14 protein-coding genes are annotated in these 14,413 nt (G+C 30.8%); 11 read left to right on the top strand and 3 right to left on the bottom strand.

Features of this window, described 5'->3' with window-relative positions; genetic code table 11:
* Positions 1 to 49 precede the first annotated feature (49 nt).
* From AC9UEH_RS02020 to AC9UEH_RS01970, 11 genes are all read left to right on the top strand, one after another.
* Positions 50 to 844 (top strand): outer membrane protein assembly factor BamD, encoded by a 795-nt coding sequence (locus tag AC9UEH_RS02020; RefSeq protein WP_509527960.1) that lies wholly within the window; start codon positions 50 to 52, stop codon positions 842 to 844.
* 10 nt (positions 845 to 854) lie between these two features.
* Entirely contained in the window at positions 855 to 1,172 is a 318-nt protein-coding gene (locus tag AC9UEH_RS02015; protein WP_509527959.1) for a DNA-directed RNA polymerase subunit omega, read from the top strand.
* A gap of 6 nt (positions 1,173 to 1,178) precedes the next feature.
* A complete protein-coding gene (gene coaBC, locus AC9UEH_RS02010) occupies positions 1,179 to 2,420 on the top strand; it encodes a bifunctional phosphopantothenoylcysteine decarboxylase/phosphopantothenate--cysteine ligase CoaBC (RefSeq protein ID WP_509527958.1) in 1,242 nt (413 codons plus the stop codon).
* A complete protein-coding gene (porD, locus tag AC9UEH_RS02005) occupies positions 2,413 to 3,300 on the top strand; it encodes a type IX secretion system protein PorD (RefSeq protein ID WP_509528033.1) in 888 nt (295 codons plus the stop codon). Before coaBC ends, porD begins: the two co-directional genes overlap by 8 nt.
* A gap of 39 nt (positions 3,301 to 3,339) precedes the next feature.
* On the top strand, positions 3,340 to 4,992 hold the full coding sequence (gene recN / locus AC9UEH_RS02000; RefSeq protein WP_509527957.1) for a DNA repair protein RecN: 1,653 nt from the start codon (positions 3,340 to 3,342) through the stop codon (positions 4,990 to 4,992).
* 64 nt (positions 4,993 to 5,056) lie between these two features.
* A complete protein-coding gene (gene fabV / locus AC9UEH_RS01995) occupies positions 5,057 to 6,247 on the top strand; it encodes an enoyl-ACP reductase FabV (protein WP_509527956.1) in 1,191 nt (396 codons plus the stop codon).
* Positions 6,248 to 6,328: 81 nt separating this feature from the next.
* On the top strand, positions 6,329 to 7,132 hold the full coding sequence (locus AC9UEH_RS01990) for an enoyl-ACP reductase FabI (RefSeq protein ID WP_509527954.1): 804 nt from the start codon (positions 6,329 to 6,331) through the stop codon (positions 7,130 to 7,132).
* Positions 7,133 to 7,193: 61 nt separating this feature from the next.
* Positions 7,194 to 8,192, top strand: coding sequence for a glycosyltransferase family 2 protein (locus AC9UEH_RS01985; RefSeq protein ID WP_509527953.1), 999 nt, complete (start codon positions 7,194 to 7,196; stop codon positions 8,190 to 8,192).
* Positions 8,189 to 8,773, top strand: coding sequence for a dephospho-CoA kinase (gene coaE, locus AC9UEH_RS01980; RefSeq protein ID WP_509527952.1), 585 nt, complete (start codon positions 8,189 to 8,191; stop codon positions 8,771 to 8,773). Before AC9UEH_RS01985 ends, coaE begins: the two co-directional genes overlap by 4 nt.
* A gap of 71 nt (positions 8,774 to 8,844) precedes the next feature.
* The gene (locus tag AC9UEH_RS01975; RefSeq protein ID WP_509527951.1) at positions 8,845 to 10,428 is read left to right on the top strand and encodes a sensor histidine kinase; all 1,584 of its coding nucleotides are present in this window, start codon (positions 8,845 to 8,847) and stop codon (positions 10,426 to 10,428) included.
* Positions 10,429 to 10,433: 5 nt separating this feature from the next.
* Complete coding sequence (locus tag AC9UEH_RS01970; RefSeq protein WP_509527949.1) at positions 10,434 to 11,162, top strand: response regulator transcription factor; 729 nt, start codon at positions 10,434 to 10,436, stop codon at positions 11,160 to 11,162.
* 21 nt (positions 11,163 to 11,183) lie between these two features.
* Here the strand turns inward: AC9UEH_RS01970 and AC9UEH_RS01965 are convergent, their stop codons facing one another.
* From AC9UEH_RS01965 to AC9UEH_RS01955, 3 genes are all read right to left on the bottom strand, one after another.
* On the bottom strand, positions 11,184 to 11,936 hold the full coding sequence (locus tag AC9UEH_RS01965) for an acyl-[acyl-carrier-protein] thioesterase (protein WP_509527948.1): 753 nt from the start codon (positions 11,934 to 11,936) through the stop codon (positions 11,184 to 11,186).
* An 11-nt stretch (positions 11,937 to 11,947) separates the two neighbouring features.
* Positions 11,948 to 12,871: a tRNA (adenosine(37)-N6)-dimethylallyltransferase MiaA gene (gene miaA, locus AC9UEH_RS01960; protein ID WP_509527946.1), complete on the bottom strand. Its 924-nt coding sequence runs from the start codon at positions 12,869 to 12,871 to the stop codon at positions 11,948 to 11,950.
* 159 nt (positions 12,872 to 13,030) lie between these two features.
* Positions 13,031 to 14,392 (bottom strand): exonuclease domain-containing protein, encoded by a 1,362-nt coding sequence (locus AC9UEH_RS01955; RefSeq protein ID WP_509527945.1) that lies wholly within the window; start codon positions 14,390 to 14,392, stop codon positions 13,031 to 13,033.
* Positions 14,393 to 14,413: the final 21 nt, after the last annotated feature.

Below are 14,413 nucleotides of genomic sequence, written 5' to 3'. Positions count from 1 at the left end.
TTTTTAAAGGGTTGAAATACCATTAAATCTGCAAAAATTCAATAAAAAAATGAATAAATTTATAATTATAGTTCTAATTGTTGTTGGTTTTTCATCATGTAGTGAATATCAAAAGGCTTTAAAATCAGAAGATCTTGGAGTTAAATTTGATGCTGCAACAAAGCAATATGAAAATGGGAAATATTCAAAAGCAATTCGTCTTTTTGAACAAATTGCTCCAACTTTTAGAGGAAAACCCCAAGCTGAGAAAATGTTTTACATGTTTTCACAGTGCTATTTCAAAACAAAACAATATTATTTGTCTGGATACCAATTTGAAAGTTTTGCGGCTGGATATCCTAAAAGTGATAAAATAGAAGAAGCATCTTATTTGGGAGCGAAAAGTTATTCAATGTTATCGCCAGTTTACAGTTTAGACCAAACAGATACAGACAAAGCAATTCAAAAATTACAAGATTTTATAGATACGTATCCTAATTCATCGTATTTAGCTGAAGCTAACATAGTTGTTAAAGGTTTAAGAGAAAAATTAGAGAAAAAAGCATACGAAAATGCACTTGGATATAACAAAATCTCTGATTTTAAGTCCGCAATAATTGCTCTTGATAATTTTATCATTGACTATCCAGGAACGCCATTTAAAGAAAAAGCTTTGTTTTATAAGTTTGATTCTGCCTATCAACTGGCTATTAATAGTATTACAACAAAAATGCAAGACCGTTTGAATGTTGCCAAAACAGCATATTCTAATTTGGTGAAATTTAATTCAAATTCAGAATACAAACAAAAAGCTGACGTAATGTTGGTGAGAATAGACACAGATTTAAAACAATTTTCAAAATAAATAGAATGTCATGAATTTAAAAAAGACGAATGCCCCGGTAAATACAATTACTTATAATAAGAGTATTATAGAAGAGCCTACTGGTAATGTTTACGAAGCTATAACAATTATGGCTAAAAGAGCAAACCAAATTAATTCTGAAATCAAAAAAGAATTGACCGAAAAACTGGAAGAATTTGCAACTTACAATGACAGTTTAGAAGAAGTTTTTGAAAATAAGGAGCAAATTGAAGTTTCTAAATTTTATGAAAAATTACCTAAACCACACGCTCTTGCAGTACAAGAGTGGCTGGATGATAAAATCTATTACAGAGATTCAACTAAATAAGTACTAATGTCAGTTTTAAGCGGTAAAAAAATAGTACTGGGAATTTCTGGTGGAATTGCTGCTTATAAAACTGCTTCATTAGTTCGGCTATTTATAAAAGCAGATGCACATGTCCAAGTGATAATGACACCTGCTTCTAAGGTTTTTATAACGCCTTTGACGTTGTCAACACTTTCCAAGAGACCTGTTTTTTCCAGTTTTTATAAAGAAGCTGAGGATTCAACTTCTCAAGTTAAAACCATTAATAAAAATTTAGAATGGAACAATCACGTTGAAATTGCGCTTTGGGCGGATTTGATTGTAATTGCTCCTGCTACTGCAAATACGTTGTCGAAAATGGCAAATGGAATTTGTGATAACATTTTAATAGCAACCTATTTATCTGCAAATTGTCCTGTTTATTTTGCACCTGCAATGGATTTGGATATGTACAAACATCCTTCAACAATTGAAAGTTTTTCTAAATTAAATTTGTTCGGAAATACCATAATTCCAGCCGAAAGTGGGGAATTAGCAAGTGGACTTTCAGGCGAAGGTCGAATGGCGGAACCTGAAAATATTGTTGCTTTTTTAGAAAAAGATTTAGAAAAAAAGTTGCCTTTATTAGGTAAAAAAATAATCATTACAGCAGGTCCAACGTATGAAGCTATTGATCCAGTTCGATTTATTGGCAACCATTCTTCAGGAAAAATGGGTTTTGATTTAGCGCAAAGTTCAGCTAATTTTGGTGCATCTGTAATTTTAATTTCAGGTCCATCTCATTTATCAATTGAAAATAATTTAGTGCAATTGATTCGCGTAGTTTCTGCTCAGGAAATGTATGAGGAATGTCATAAATATTTTGCAACTTCAGATGTTTTTATTGGTGCAGCGGCTGTTGCAGATTACAAACCAAAAAATAGCGCTGTTCACAAAATAAAAAAGTCAGAAGATACGTTAACTATTGAATTAGAAAAAACTAAAGATATATTGGCTTCATTGGGTTCAATTAAAGAAAATCAGTTTTTAATTGGTTTTGCATTGGAAACAGAAAATGAAATTGAGAATGCAAAGTTGAAAGTTCAGAAAAAAAACCTAGATTTGATAGTTCTAAATTCTTTGCAGGATAAAGGTGCTGGATTTGGTTTTTTAACAAATAAAGTTACTTTTATTGATAAAAATTTAAAGGTGGAACCGATGGAATTAAAATCAAAAGAAGCCGTTGCGAATGATATTTTAAATAAAATAATAGCCCATTATGATGCGTAATACATTCAGTTTACTACTATTTTTATATTTTGGAATTGTACAAGCGCAACAATTAAATTGCACTATTAATGTCAATGCTGATAAGGCGGCAAGTACCAACAAACAAATATTTAAAACGTTAGAAAAATCGTTATCTGAATTTGTAAATAAAACAGATTGGACAGGAGTTGCGTATAAGCAAGATGAAAAAATAAATTGTTCAATGTTTATAACCGTTACGGCGTATGATTCAGATCAATTTACAGCAACAATTCAAGTACAATCTTCTAGACCAATTTATAATTCTTCCTATTCATCTCCTGTTTTGAATTTTAACGATAAGGATTTTTCATTTAGATATACAGAATTTGAAAATTTGACCTTCAATCCTACCAATTTTGATTCTAACTTAATTTCCGTTATTGCATTTTATAGTTATGTAATAATTGGAATGGATAGCGATACTTTTTCAAAACAGGGTGGTAGTAAATATTTGGAAACTGCTCAAGACGTTGCCAATGTTGCAATTTCTGGCGGTTATAAAGGCTGGACTCAAACCGATGGAAATCAAAATCGTTATTTTTTGATAAACGATATGCTTTCTAATACTTTTAGCCCTTTTCGGGATGCAATGTACGAGTATCATTTCGAAGGTTTAGATTTGATGCACAAAGATTTGAATGCTGCAAAACTTAAAATTAAAGACGCTATAATTACCCTTGGGAAGATAAATGAAACCCGTCCTAATGCTTTTTTAACACGAGTGTTTTTTGATGCAAAATCAGAGGAAATAGTATCTGTATATTCTGCAGGACCATCAATGGATATTCGTGATTTAATAGGAAATTTAAATACAATTTCACCAATCAATTCTAGTAAATGGGCTGGGATTAAGTATTAGAAGCTTACAATTTATAAAATTTTCACTTAATAACTATAAATGCTAACGTCACTTTCTATTAATAATTTTGCCTTAATTGATAAATTAGGAATTGATTTTTCCAATGGTTTTTCAATCATTACGGGTGAAACTGGAGCTGGAAAATCAATATTATTAGGTGCATTAGGATTAGTTTTAGGAAAACGAGCTGATTTAACTTCCCTAAAAAATAAAGACGAAAAGTGTATTATTGAAGCTCATTTTCAGATTTCAAATTACAATTTACAGTCTTTTTTTGAAGCCAATGATTTAGATTATGATTCAGAAACAATCATTCGTAGAGAAATATTGCCTTCTGGAAAATCGCGCGCTTTCATAAATGATAGTCCCGTAAATCTTCAAGAATTGCAAGATTTGAGCTTGTATTTGATAGATATTCATTCGCAACATCAAACTCAAGAACTTTCTCAAGAGACTTTTCAATTTCAAATTATAGATGCTGTTGCTAATAATGTTGACGTCATTGTCTCGTATTCAACCATTTTGAAATCTTACAAAAAAGATAAATCTCAACTTACGATTTTAAATAGCCAACTTCAATTGGTTTTGAAAGAGCAGGATTATAATACATTTTTATTAGAAGAATTGCTTGCGGCAAATTTGAAATTGAACGAACAACAAGAATTAGAGCAAATTTATGAGCAACTAAATAATGTTGAATTCATAAAAGAAAGTCTTGATAAATCTATGGCTTTAGCCAATGAAGAACAGTTTGGGATTCTACAAAATTTGAAGGAATTGAAAATTGCTTTGCAAAAAACAGTTGGTTTTTCCTCGGATTATAAATCTTTATTTGAAAGAATAAATAGCGTTTCCATTGAATTTGATGACATTGCAACTGAATTGAATCAGCTTTCGGAAAATTTGATTAACGATCCTGAACAATTGGATTTAGTCAATCAGAAATTGCAAACTATTTATAATTTACAGAAAAAACACCAAGTTTCTACAGTTTCAGAATTGCTTGAAATTCAAAATGATTTGGATAATAAGGTAGTTTCTGTTGGAGAATTGGAAATTGAAATAAATAAATTAACAGCTAAAATTCAGGAAACGACTTTTGAATTAGACAATTTTGCAACAATAATTCGAGAAAATCGTCTGAAAGCAGTACCTGTTTTATCAGAAAAATTAATTTTTATTTTAGAACAATTAGGAATGCCAAATGTTCGATTTAATATGGAATTAAAGCCATCGGATACTTATTTTGCAAATGGAAAAGATGAATTACAATTTTTATTTTCTGCAAATAAAGGTTCTGATTTTGGATTGTTAAAAAAAGTAGCTTCTGGAGGAGAATTATCGAGAATTATGTTGGCTACAAAAGCGATTTTGGCACAATATTCTAATTTGCCAACTATCATTTTTGATGAAATTGACACGGGAGTTTCGGGTGAAATTGCTAATAAAATGGGAAATATAATGAAAGAAATGAGTGCTAAAATGCAAGTATTTTCAATTACACATTTGCCACAAATTGCCGCCAAGGGAAATGTTCATTACAAAGTTTTTAAATCAATTCAAGGAGAACGTACGATTTCAGAATTAAAATTGCTCACAACGGAAGAAAGAATTGTAGAAATTGCAGAAATGCTTTCTGGAAAAGATATTTCTGATTCTGCTTTAAATCACGCAAAAGCCCTGTTAAATTAAATAATTTTTTACTTTTGCATTATTACAAATCAACAAAAAGCACCTAAACGAATAAATTAAAAAAATGATTATAGAACCAAGAATGAGAGGATTTATTTGCTTGACGGCCCATCCAAAAGGGTGTGAGCAAAGTGTCAAAAATCAAATTGAATATATTAAATCAAAAGGTGCAATTGAAGGAGCTAAAAAAGTTTTGGTAATTGGCGCTTCAACTGGTTTTGGTTTGGCATCAAGAATCACGGGTGCTTTTGGATCAAACGCTTCAACTATAGGAGTGTTTTTTGAAAAGCCACCTTCTGAAGGAAAAACGGCTTCACCAGGTTGGTATAATTCTGCAGCATTTGAAAAATTGGCACACGAATCTGGTTTGTATGCAAAAAGTATAAACGGTGATGCGTTTTCAAATGAAATAAAAAAACAAACATTAGATTTGATAAAATCCGATTTAGGTCAGGTTGATTTGGTGATTTATAGTTTGGCTTCGCCAGTTAGAATGAACCCAAATACAGGAGTTTTACACCGTTCTGTTTTGAAGCCGATTGGAAGTTCTTTTACCAATAAAACAGTTGATTTTCATTCAGGAATTGTATCGAATATTAGTATTGAGCCTTGTAATGAGGAAGATATTGAGAATACGGTTGCGGTTATGGGAGGTGAAGATTGGTCGATGTGGATTGAGGATTTAAAGGCAGCTAATTTATTGGCACCAGGCGCAAAAACGGTTGCTTATTCCTATATTGGACCTTCATTAACTGAAGCAGTTTACAGAAAAGGAACAATTGGACGTGCAAAAGATCACTTGGAAGCAACCGCTTTTTCTATAACTGACAGTTTGAAATCTATCGGTGGAACTGCGTATGTTTCTGTAAATAAAGCATTGGTAACACAAGCAAGCTCAGCAATTCCAGTTATTCCGTTGTACATTTCTTTATTGTATAAAATAATGAAAGAAGAAGGAATTCACGAAGGTTGTATCGAACAAATTCAACGTTTGTTTCAAAACAGCTTGTATTCAGGAACGAAGATTCCAACGGATGAAAAAGGAAGAATTCGAATTGATGATTGGGAAATGAGAGCCAATGTTCAAGATAAAGTGGCTAAATTATGGGAGCAAGCAACAACAGAAACTTTGCCAGGAATTGGTGATTTAGATGGATATAGAAAAGATTTTCACAACCTTTTTGGATTTGGATTTGAAGGCGTAAATTACGAAGCAGATTCTAATGAAATGGTAAGCATTTCAAGTATTGTTTAAATAGAATAAATAACAATTAGCCACAAATTCACTGATTTTTAGAAATATAATCTTTGAATTTGTGGCTTTAATAATTGAGAGATGTACAATTTATTAAAAGGAAAACGAGGAATTATTTTTGGAGCATTAGATGAAAATTCTATCGCTTGGAAAACGGCGGAACGGGTTCATGAAGAAGGTGGATTTTTTGTATTAACCAATGCGCCCGCTTCAATTAGAATGGGAACAATTGATGCTTTAGCACTAAAAACAAATTCACAGATTATTCCTGCTGATGCTACTTCTGTTGAAGATTTAGAGAATTTGGTAGACAAAGCAATTGAAATATTAGGTGGGAAAATTGATTTTGTATTGCATTCTATCGGAATGTCTGTAAATGTCAGAAAAGGAAATCATTACACCAATCAGAATTATGATTATACCGAAAAAGGTTGGAATGTCTCGGCAGTTTCATTTCATAAAGTGATGCAGGTTTTGTACAAAAAAGAAGCGATGAACGAGTGGGGGAGTATTGTTGCATTGACTTATATGGCATCGCAACGGGTTTTTCCAGATTACAATGATATGGCAGATAATAAAGCGTTTTTAGAATCTATTGCGCGAAGTTTTGGTTATTTCTTTGGTAAAGATAAAAAAGTAAGGGTGAATACTATTTCGCAATCGCCAACACCAACAAAAGCTGGGCATGGAGTAAAAGGTTTTGATGAATTTATTTCCTATTCTGAAGCAATGGCACCACTTGGAAATGCAACGGCGTTGGATTGTGCCAATTATACTGTAGCTATGTTTTCTGATTTGACAAAACGAGTGACCATGCAAAATTTATACAATGACGGTGGATTTTCAAATATGGGGGTTAGTCAGGAAGTTTTAAAACGGTTTTAGTTTTATTATTTATAAAGATTATCTTTGTTAAATTATAAGTATAAACATAGATTTAAAAACGATGTATTTTTCTTTAATTATTCCTGTTTTCAATCGCCCAAATGAAGTAAAAGAACTTCTAGAAAGTTTGGTGCATTCTAATTTTAAAGAAGAATTCGAGATAGTAATCGTTGACGATGGCTCTAGTTTAACTTGTCAAAGTGTAGTTGATTCATATATAAATAAATTGGATATTTCGTATTATTTTAAATACAATTCAGGCCCCGGCGATTCAAGAAATTTCGGAATGAATTTAGCTAAAGGAGATTACTTCTTAATTTTTGATTCCGATTGTATTATTCCAAATAATTATTTATCTGAAGTTTCAAAACAATTAAAACTCCAATATGTAGATTGTTTTGGAGGTCCTGATAAAGCATTAGCGTCTTTTTCAAACATACAAAAAGCAATTAATTTTTCGATGACTTCCTTTTTGACAACAGGAGGAATTCGTGGTGGTTCAGAAAAGATTAATCGCTTTCAGCCTAGAAGTTTCAATATGGGATTGTCTAAAATGGCATTCCAAGCTTCAGGCGGTTTTGGAAATATTCATCCGGGAGAAGACCCTGATTTATCAATTCGACTTTGGAATTTAGGTTTTGAAACAAAATTATTTTCCGATGCTTTTGTTTACCATAAAAGACGAATTGATTGGGAGAAATTTTACATCCAAGTTAATAAATTTGGAAAAGCACGTCCGATTTTAAATAGTTGGTATCCAGAACACAATAAATTAACTTATTTTTTTCCATCACTATTTATAGTAGGATTTTTTTCTTCAATATTTCTTTTGATTTTCTCAAAAGATCTACCATTAAAATTATATTTCATCTATTTTTTCATATTGTTTGTGACCGCATCAATTAAAAACCGAAGTATTGTAATTGGTTATTTAACAGTACGTGCAACTTGGAAACAATTTTTAGGTTACGGAATAGGATTTATGGAGTCATTTTTTAAAATCATTATTCTTAAGCAAAAACCAGAAGTAGCTTTTCCCGAATTATTCTTTAAGTTATGACAAAAATAATCGGTTTAACAGGCGGAATTGGAAGTGGAAAAACTACGATTGCAAAACACATTAAATCGTTGGGAATACCAGTTTATATTGCGGATGACGAAGCTAAAAAAATTCTGCTGTTGCCAGAAACTTTAATATCTTTAAAATTAATTTTTGGTGACACAATTTTTGACAATGATACCTTAAATAAAGATAGATTATCAACTATTGTATTTAACTATCCCGAAATGTTAAAACAGTTAAATCAAATTATACATCCCGCCGTAAAAAGACATTTTGATAATTGGCTTATAGCCAATAAAAACTCTCCAATAGTTGTCAAAGAAGCTGCTATTTTATTTGAAAGTGGTAGTTATAAAGATTGTGATATAATTATTACAATTGTAGCACCATTAGAAACTAGAATCAAACGTGTAATTGATAGAGATGGTGTAAATTCTGAAGCAGTTTTGAGTCGGATTTATAATCAATGGACAGACGAAATGCGAATGGAAAAAAGTGATTATGTGATTGAAAATGAAGATATTAAAATTTCGTGTGCGCAAACTAAAAACATACTTAAAATTTTATCAAATCAATAATAAATGTATCATTTGTTAATGTTTGGTTAATATATTGATGATGTAAATGTTAAAATGTTAAATTTGTAGAGATGAATAAATTATTTTTCAGATTATTAATAGTTTTAATGAGTTTGTCCCTAATAGGGATTATTTTGGTTCAAGTATATTGGTTCAACTCTTCATTTCAAAATAATGATGAACAATTTCGTTATCATGTTCAAGAAGCAATTAGTAATGTGTCAAATAAGTTGCAAAAACAGGAAGCCTATAAGTTTTATGACAAATATAATCATTACAAAGACAGTACAGGAAAGGCCCCGCAAAGAAATGATTTACTAGAGTTTTATTATGTACAAAAAAATACAAGTACAAATGAAACCTTAATTTATTCAAATAGCATCATTGCTGAAGATTATTCTGTTTCGTCTTCATTATTTAAAAAGAAAGTCGATAGTGTAAAATTGAAAAATTTTTCATCAAAAAGAACAACAGAAGTTTACAATAACAATAAAATTGATAATTCGACAGTTCAAAATAATTTAATTCCAGATTCAAAAATACAGAAATCTGGAAATTTAGATATTTTAAATAATGCACAGTTTGAAATTTTTTTTAAAGACATTGCCGCCACAATGCCAATTGAGGAAAGGGTTTCTACAGAAGCAGTTCGAAAATTATTGACAAATGAATTGGAAGAATTCGGAGTTAAAACACCTTTTGAATATGGCATATACAGTAATGGTCTAGCAACCAAAATTAAATCAGAAAAATTTAAGTATGATAAATACAATACTTATTCTATTCCGGTTTTTTCGAACAACGAAGGGTCTAACCCCAATAAGTTATTGGTAAGTTTTCCTCAAAAAAAGAAATTTTTATTTTCAGAATTGTTAGGAATTACTGTTTTATCAATAATTTTCACATTAATAATAATAATTGCTTATTCGAGTGCTTTGAACCAGTTGATTCGGCAGCGTCAAATTTCAGAAATTAAAACAGATTTCATAAATAATATGACACATGAATTTAAAACTCCAATAGCTACAATTAATCTAGCTTTGGATGCTATTAAAAACCCTAAAATCATAGATGACAAAGAGAAGGTACATCGATATCTTCAGATGATTAGGGATGAAAATAAAAGAATGCATGCGCAAGTTGAAAATGTGCTTCGAATTTCAAAATTAGAAAAAAGAGAGATAGACATTAGTAAAGATTCCAATAATATAAATAAAATAATAAATGAAGCTTTAGAACATATTAATTTAATTATTGAAGATAGAAAAGGCATAATTACTAAACATTTTGACGCTAACAGAACAACAGTATTATTAAATGATTTTCATTTCACTAATATATTAGTCAATGTTTTAGATAATGCTATTAAATATTCGCCAGAAATTCCATTAATTGATATTTATACAGAAAACGTTAAAGATTTTATAATTATTAAAATTAAAGATCAAGGATCAGGAATGAGTAAAGTAGCTCAAAAGCGAATTTTTGAAAAATTTTATCGAGAACACACAGGAGATTTGCATAATGTTAAAGGACATGGACTAGGTTTGGCCTATGTGAAAAAGATAGTTGAAGATCACAATGGCGAAATTTATGTTGAAAGTGAAAAAGGAAAAGGAAGTATATTTATTATAAAATTACCACTAATTAATTAACTAATATGGAAACAGACAACAAAAAAATTCTTCTAGTAGAAGACGATCAAAATTTCGGAGCTATTCTGAAAGACTATTTAATTTTAAATGATTTTAATGTAACATTGGCAAAAAATGGTATGGAGGGCTTTGAAAAATTCAAAAAAGATTCTTACGATTTATGTATTTTAGATGTTATGATGCCTTATAAAGATGGATATACTTTGGCTAAAGAAATTAGAGAAAAAAATAAAGAAGTGCCAATATTTTTCTTAACCGCAAAATCGATGAAAGAAGATGTGCTTAAAGGGTACAAGGTTGGCGCAGATGATTACTTGAATAAACCGTTTGATTCAGAAGTTTTATTGATGAAAATAAAAGCAATTATTCAGAGAAAATCCTCAGATTCAAAAACAGAAGTAACTAAGTTTGAATTTATATTCGGAAATTTTCATCTTAATTCTAAATTACGATTTTTGACTTTCAATAAAGGGGAAGTGATTAAACTTTCTCCAAAAGAAAACGAATTACTGAAATTGTTAGTGCTTTATGAAGATGATTTAATGCCTAGAGAGTTAGCTTTAACTAAAATTTGGAGAGATGATAATTATTTTACTTCAAGAAGTATGGATGTTTACATCGCTAAATTAAGAAAATATTTAAAATTAGATCCCAATGTAGAAATACTTAATATTCACGGAGAAGGCTTTAGACTAGTAGTTAAAAATAAAGTACCAGTTGTAGAAGCATTATAATAACTAAAAAGCTCTGATAAATCAGAGCTTTTTTAATTTCCAATTTATCTCTAATGCAAAACTTGTTTTTTCGTCTTTTGTAACACTGAAAATGGTTTTATTTTCTATTACACTTTCGTGAATTTTTACCACATCATGTAATGATAATTCCTTCATGAAATTCATTTCAAAACTATCTATTTCTTGATTTATAATCAATTCAGAAGGTACAAAATCTAAGCACCATTCTAAATATTTGACATTATTGACGTGGTTTACAATGTCCAAATCGGATAAAACAACGACTTTGTCAAATATTTCTTCTTTGTTTTCAAGGAGTTGAATTTTAGAAAAACTTTTTTCAGTAGCCTTTTTCTCTGGAAAAATTTCAAAATGTTCAAAAGGTAAAGCCAAAGCTTCGGAGCGTCTTTTTTCGGTATTAATAACCGCCCAAAAAGTTTCTGAACTTACTACTTTTACTCCATTTATATATACTTCTAAAGCACGAATTGAACGAGAATTTTCAAGTGTATTGATCCAAGTTTTTATAGTTACCGTGTCTTTCCATTTTGGTAGTTTTGATATTTCAACACGCATTCTACTCAAAACCCAAGCTTGGTTGAATTCCTGCATATCCGAAAAACTAATTCCACCCAATTCTGAATGTGCAGCAGCAGTTAATTGTAATAAATTGCATAAATCAGTATATTTTAAATACCCATTTGGTGTGCATTGTGTGAAGTTGATTTCCCAATCTTTGCTGAATATGGATGTGAAATTTGTTGAAATAGGCATAAAAATAATTATTAATTATTAATTATTGAAGCTATGTAATCAGTGATTTTGTTTTGATTTTCAAGATAATCAAACCATTTTGTAGCTTCATTTCTTTTAAACCATGTCAATTGCCGTTTTGCAAATCTTCGGGTGTTTTTCTTAATTTCTTCAATTGCAAATTTCAAGGTTGTTTTTCCTTCGAAGCAATCAAATAATTCTCTGTAACCAACAGTTTGTAATGCATTTAAATTTTTATTTGGAAATACTTTTTCGGCTTCCGCCAATAAACCTTCGTTAATCATAATTTCAACACGCTGATTGATTCGTTCGTAAATTTTTTCTCTATCCGCTTCCAAACCAATAATAATTGGAGTAAAGTTTCTCGTATTTTTTTTCTTATTCATAAAAGAAGAATACGGTTTTCCAGAGCCAATGCAAACTTCCACAAGACGCATCATTCGTTGTGGATTTTGTAATGTTTGCGGGTTTTCTATTGTAATTGTATCAAAATAATCGGAATCTAATTCTTGAAGTTTTTGTTGCAAATAAGAAATTCCAAGTTTTTCATAATTAGCATTTACTTGTTCCCGTACAGAATTTTCAATTTCAGGAAATGCATCAAATCCTTTTAAAACGGCATCTACATATAAACCGGAACCACCAACAAGAATTGCAAAATCAGATGTTATATAGAGCTCGTCAAGTTTTGAAATGGCTTCTTTTTCGAAATCGCCAACAGTATAATTTTCAAATATTGATTTATTATGTATAAAATGATGTTTCGCTTCGGAAAGTTCTTTGTCGTTGGGAACAGCTGTACCAACAGACATTTCCTTGAAAAATTGACGACTATCGCAAGAAATAATTTCACAGCCAAAATGTTGTGCCAAAGCAATGCTTAAGGAAGTTTTTCCTATTGCTGTTGGACCTACGATGGTTATCAAATACTTCATTAGTTGTGTGTTAGCCCAGATTGCAACGAAAAGCCCGGAATGAAAAAAGGTAGTTTTTCTTGGCAAAAAAGAGCGACCAAAGGAAGCTCCTTTTTTGGCTTAGAAAAACAACTTTTTGAATGAGGACTTGAAGTGGAAAGCTGGAAATAGCTCCAAAAATTAAAATTTTATAATCTTCAAACACTTATTTTTTCGAATGTGGCTTTGTATAATGTTTCTGGTATCTCGATTATTTTGCATCGGAATTAAGATATTTTTGAGAATTTCGATGTTGTGAATTTGATAATTTAAATCGTAAAATGCATATCCTTTATAGACGCCATTTTCAATTAATACGGCACTTCGCTCGCTTATATTCCGACCTTTATCGGTGACGACCATATTTTGATTTTCAAAACTATTTTTTGTAACGAATTCCTGAACTCTTGAATTGTATTCTTCAGGGGAAATTTCGCCAATGCACGCACCGTCGCATTCCTTTATTTTATATTGAAAACAAGCTTCTTTTGTGATATATAAACCGGTGTATTTTTGGCATAATTTATAAGCAGATGTAATTCTGAATAAGGCATTTTGAGCTTCTTGCATAGTTGAAAAAGAAGTAATTTCTTTTCTCCTGCCGTCTGTTTTTTGAAGTTTTAAATTCAAATAACTTTTTTTATCGGTTTCGACATATAATGCGATATTGAAAACACTTTTCCGTTGTGCTCTGTTATATATGGGTTTGTGTATTTTAATTTCTTCACTTTCTTTCAATAATGCAATTAATTCGCTTCCAGTTTCTTCATACGTTACCGAGTAAACTTCTGCTTGAATTTTCAACGATTTAATATCAACACCTGTGAAATGTTGGTTGATTCGCTTTTTTATATTTTTACTTTTACCAATATAAATTAACTTACTATTTTCATTGTGAATATAATAAACGCCTGTTCTTGACGGTAAACTTTCAACAATAATGTATAATTTAGGAGCAATTCCTTTTTGGATTTCTGTTTTAATTAATTCGGTTACAATTACCTTTTCGGTATCTTTTGCCAATAGCAATTGGAATAATTTTAAAGTTGCCAATGCATCTCCACTTGCGCGATGTCTATCTATCATTGGGATTCCAAGGGCACGAACTAATTTTCCCAAGCTGTGAGAAGTCTGTTCGGGCAATAATTGTTGTGATAATTCAACGGTGCAAAGTGTTCTTTGATTGAAATCGTATCCTAAACGACGAAATTCTGTTCTTAAAATTCGATAATCAAAAGAGGCATTGTGAGCAACCAAAACGCAATCATTTGTAATTTCAATAATGCGTTTTGCAACTTCAAAAAACTTCGGAGCGCTTTGTAACATTGCATTGTTTATGCCTGTTAATTTCACAACAAAGGGCTGAATTGGAATTTCAGGATTGACCAAACTTATAAATTGATCCACGATCTCGTGTCCGTCGAATTTATAAATGGCAATTTCTGTAATTCCCTCTTCGTTGAATTGTCCTCCAGTAGTTTCTATGTCGAGTATAGCGTACATAAGTCAGCCCCCTAGCCCCCT

Source organism: Flavobacterium sp., from assembly GCF_040402835.1.
GTDB lineage: Bacteria > Bacteroidota > Bacteroidia > Flavobacteriales > Flavobacteriaceae > Flavobacterium.
The sequence above is the reverse complement of the archived record's forward strand: the minus strand, read 5'-3'. Positions and strand labels throughout refer to the sequence as shown.

Excerpts from the sequence above, each read along its gene's own strand:
- AC9UEH_RS02020 (WP_509527960.1), top strand. The coding sequence starts at position 50 with ATGAATAAATTTATAATTATAGTTCTAATTGTTGTTGGTTTTTCATCA.
- AC9UEH_RS02015 (WP_509527959.1), top strand. The coding sequence starts at position 855 with ATGAATTTAAAAAAGACGAATGCCCCGGTAAATACAATTACTTATAAT.
- coaBC (WP_509527958.1), top strand. The coding sequence starts at position 1,179 with ATGTCAGTTTTAAGCGGTAAAAAAATAGTACTGGGAATTTCTGGTGGA.
- porD (WP_509528033.1), top strand. The coding sequence starts at position 2,413 with ATGCGTAATACATTCAGTTTACTACTATTTTTATATTTTGGAATTGTA.
- recN (WP_509527957.1), top strand. The coding sequence starts at position 3,340 with ATGCTAACGTCACTTTCTATTAATAATTTTGCCTTAATTGATAAATTA.
- fabV (WP_509527956.1), top strand. The coding sequence starts at position 5,057 with ATGATTATAGAACCAAGAATGAGAGGATTTATTTGCTTGACGGCCCAT.
- AC9UEH_RS01990 (WP_509527954.1), top strand. The coding sequence starts at position 6,329 with ATGTACAATTTATTAAAAGGAAAACGAGGAATTATTTTTGGAGCATTA.
- AC9UEH_RS01985 (WP_509527953.1), top strand. The coding sequence starts at position 7,194 with ATGTATTTTTCTTTAATTATTCCTGTTTTCAATCGCCCAAATGAAGTA.
- coaE (WP_509527952.1), top strand. The coding sequence starts at position 8,189 with ATGACAAAAATAATCGGTTTAACAGGCGGAATTGGAAGTGGAAAAACT.
- AC9UEH_RS01975 (WP_509527951.1), top strand. The coding sequence starts at position 8,845 with ATGAATAAATTATTTTTCAGATTATTAATAGTTTTAATGAGTTTGTCC.
- AC9UEH_RS01970 (WP_509527949.1), top strand. The coding sequence starts at position 10,434 with ATGGAAACAGACAACAAAAAAATTCTTCTAGTAGAAGACGATCAAAAT.
- AC9UEH_RS01965 (WP_509527948.1), bottom strand. The coding sequence starts at position 11,936 with ATGCCTATTTCAACAAATTTCACATCCATATTCAGCAAAGATTGGGAA.
- miaA (WP_509527946.1), bottom strand. The coding sequence starts at position 12,871 with ATGAAGTATTTGATAACCATCGTAGGTCCAACAGCAATAGGAAAAACT.
- AC9UEH_RS01955 (WP_509527945.1), bottom strand. The coding sequence starts at position 14,392 with ATGTACGCTATACTCGACATAGAAACTACTGGAGGACAATTCAACGAA.